This window comes from Elioraea rosea, assembly GCF_007644105.1.
GTDB lineage: Bacteria > Pseudomonadota > Alphaproteobacteria > Acetobacterales > Acetobacteraceae > Elioraea_A > Elioraea_A rosea.
On record NZ_VFAC01000083.1, the window covers coordinates 1 to 2807 of the forward strand.

General features: G+C 71.8%; 6 protein-coding genes. All 6 read right to left on the bottom strand.

The window, feature by feature from the left end; genetic code table 11:
- On the bottom strand, nt 1–500 hold a 500-nt coding region (gene tsaB / locus FIF60_RS21340), incomplete at its 3' end, for a tRNA (adenosine(37)-N6)-threonylcarbamoyltransferase complex dimerization subunit type 1 TsaB (protein WP_144300303.1).
- Nucleotides 501–504: 4 nt separating this feature from the next.
- A complete protein-coding gene (locus FIF60_RS21345) occupies nt 505–1086 on the bottom strand; it encodes a malonic semialdehyde reductase (RefSeq protein ID WP_144300304.1) in 582 nt (193 codons plus the stop codon).
- A 33-nt stretch (nt 1087–1119) separates the two neighbouring features.
- Nucleotides 1120–1683, bottom strand: a complete 564-nt coding sequence (locus tag FIF60_RS21350; RefSeq protein ID WP_144300305.1) for a NifU family protein — start codon at nt 1681–1683, stop codon at nt 1120–1122.
- 176 nt (nt 1684–1859) lie between these two features.
- Nucleotides 1860–2156: a P1 family peptidase gene (locus tag FIF60_RS21355; protein WP_144300306.1), complete on the bottom strand. Its 297-nt coding sequence runs from the start codon at nt 2154–2156 to the stop codon at nt 1860–1862.
- Between the two features lie 55 nt (nt 2157–2211).
- Nucleotides 2212–2526: a hypothetical protein gene (locus FIF60_RS21360; protein WP_144300307.1), complete on the bottom strand. Its 315-nt coding sequence runs from the start codon at nt 2524–2526 to the stop codon at nt 2212–2214.
- Between the two features lie 72 nt (nt 2527–2598).
- Nucleotides 2599–2807: hypothetical protein (locus FIF60_RS21835; RefSeq protein WP_204251280.1), on the bottom strand; the 209-nt coding region annotated here is incomplete at its 5' end.

Genomic DNA, 2807 nt, shown 5'->3' on the forward strand with positions numbered 1-2807 from the left:
GTGCGGCGGGCGGCCTCCGGCGCGTCTCCCACCGTCACGGCGCCCTGCGGCAATCGCGCGGCAAGCGCGCCAGGCTCCGCCGAGAACGCCTCCCCGCGCGGCAGCGGCAGCGCTGCGCCCGGCTCGAACACCTGCACGAACCGGTGGCCGCGCTTGCTGTCGATCAGCACGGCGACCGGTGCGGCGCCGAAATGTGGCGCGGCGAGCGCCTCGGCGGTCGTCACCGCGACGAGCGGTACGCCGGCACCGGCAGCGAGCCCGTGTGCGAGCGCGAGCGCCGCGCGGATTCCCGTAAACCCGCCGGGGCCCACGGTCGCGGCGATGGCGCCGAGCCTGCCCGCGCCGAGGCCCACCTGGGCGAGCACCCGCTCGGCGAGCACCGCGATCGCTGCCGCCTGCCCCTGCCCGCCCGGCGCCTCGGCCTCCGCGAGCGCCGCTCCGTCCGCCACCACGGCGGCAGAGGAGAGGGCGAGCGAGGCGTCGAGGCAGAGGATGCGCATCGCCTCAGATGACCTTGCAGGCCTCGTCGAAGGACAGCCGCGGATCGCGCGGGTGCAGCATCGCCGCGTCGCCGACGCCGATATTGACGAGAATGTTGGAGCGGATCGTCGTGCCGGCGAAGAACTCGCCGTCCACCGCGTCGTTGTCGAAGCCGCTCATCGGCCCGGCATCGAGACCGACGGCGCGGCAGGCGAGGATGAAGTAGCCCGCCTGGAGCGTGCCGTTGCGGAAGGCGGTGATGTCGGCGAGCACTGGGTTCTCGGCGAACCAGTCCCGCGCCGCGACATGCGGGTAGAGGCGGGGAAGCAGGTCGAAGAAGGCCGTGTCGTGGCCGACAATGGCGGTGACCGGCGCGGCCATCGTCTTCTCGACATTGCCGGGTGAGAGGCACGGGCGAAGCCGCTCCTTCGCTTCCGTGGTGCGGATGAACAGCACGCGCGCGGGCGAACAGTTGCCGGATGTCGGACCCATCTTCGCGAGGTCCCAGATCCGGCGCAGGTCGTCATCGGTCACCGGCGAGCCGGTCCACGCGACGTGCGTGCGCGCGTCGCGGAACAGCCGGTTCAGCGTCCAGTCGTCGAGCAAATCGCTTCTCCCCCGCGTGTCGGCGGGCGGAGGCTACTCCACGGCTTGGACGGCGACCACTTCCGGCACGTACACCTTCAGCATGTTCTCGATGCCATGCTTCAGCGTCGCCCGCGAGGAGGGGCAGCCAGAGCAGGCGCCCTGCAGGCGGAGATGGACGATGCCGTCGGCGAACTTCTGGAACACGATGTCGCCGCCATCGGCAGCGACGGCGGGGCGGACCCGCGTGTCGATCAGCTCGCGGATCTGGGCGACGATCTCGCGATCCTCCTCGGCGACCTCGATCTCATCCTCCGACCCTTCGGCACCGCCGTCGATCACCGGGCGGCCGGAGACGAAATGATCCATGATCGCGCCGAGCACCTGGGGGCGGAGCATCTGCCAGTCGGTGTCCCAGTCCTTGGTCACGGTCACGAAGTCAGCGCCGAGGAAGACGCGGCTGACGCCGGGCAGGGCGAACAGCGCCTGGGCAAGGGGGCTCGACCCGGCGGCGTCGACGGACGGGAAGTCCGCGGTCGCGAACCCGGGCATCACATCCCGGCCCGGCAGGAACTTCAGGGTGGCCGGGTTCGGTGTCTTCTCGGTCTCGATGAACATGGCGTGCTCCGCATCCGGGCCGTCGCGGCGATCCGACAATCCGCACCGGGCCGGTCCTGTTTGTCCAAGATGTGAGCCTGCGCGGCCTCCGGGTCAACCCGGGTCGGGTCATGCCTGCCCGTCGGAGCCCGCCTGATGCGCTTCCAACTCACGGCCGCGACGTCTCAGAAGGGCCATTACGCCTCGGCGACGGCGTCGAACGCGTCGTCCTCCGAGGCGAACACGCCCTCGACGGCAACGATGGGTAGCGGCAGGCGCGCCCGCTCGGTCAGCGCCGCGAAGGCGATCTCGCCTGATGAGGAGGTGAGCGGGGTGATGGCCCAGGGGTAGCGCGCGAGCCCCTTTCGCGGGGCGGCGACGAACAGGTCGTGCCCGATGCGCTCGAGCCGCTCTGCGTCGTGCTCGTCCTGCTCGCGGTCGGCGAGTGCGGCGTCCACCACGCGGTCGAGGAGGGCCTGCAGATCGGAGGGCATGCCCTCGGGGATGCGGGGCGGGCGGGGAGAAGTCAACCCCGCCCGCCCCGGCGCGTCAGCCCCCGCCCGGCTGACGCTGCGCCTCGGCCACCGCGATCGGCGCCGGTGCGCCTGGCCGGCCGAGGAAGGCGAAGGGAATCACGTCGTAACGGTCGCCTGCCGTGACGACGACGTTGCCGGCTTCGGCGGTTTCGTGCCGACCGGAGCCGGCGGAGAACTCGGGCATCGCTTCCGTGCCGCCCGCGTCGCGCGTGATGGTGCCTGTCATCAGCGGGCCGGAGGCGTTGGGGATGTCGGTCCAGCTCTCCGAGGCCGAGGCGGTGAAGGCGAGCATGGCCGCGCCGGCGAGAGTGGGAATGAACGCTTTCATCGACGTCTCTCCTTGTTTGGGGAACTTCCGTTCCCCTGCAGGGCGGGCATGCAGCCCGTCCTTGCAGACAGGTTATTCGGTGCGGTCACGCAATGCTGTGCCGGGCCGCACGGAAGGCCGTGTCGCGTCCATCGCGAGTGTGCGCCCGGGCACGGTGAAGCGGCGCGGGCCGAACACGCCTTCGGGCTCGGTTCCGCCGCGCAGCCAGTCGCCGCTCACAGGGCCGGGCTGGCGCGGCGGCTGGCCGCTGCGCGGCGTGGCGGCGGCGAGGGCGGCGGCCG

Coding starts and splice junctions, on each gene's coding strand:
- FIF60_RS21360 (WP_144300307.1), bottom strand. CDS start 2,526: ATGAAAGCGTTCATTCCCACTCTCGCCGGCGCGGCCATGCTCGCCTTC.
- FIF60_RS21355 (WP_144300306.1), bottom strand. CDS start 2,156: ATGCCCTCCGATCTGCAGGCCCTCCTCGACCGCGTGGTGGACGCCGCA.
- FIF60_RS21350 (WP_144300305.1), bottom strand. CDS start 1,683: ATGTTCATCGAGACCGAGAAGACACCGAACCCGGCCACCCTGAAGTTC.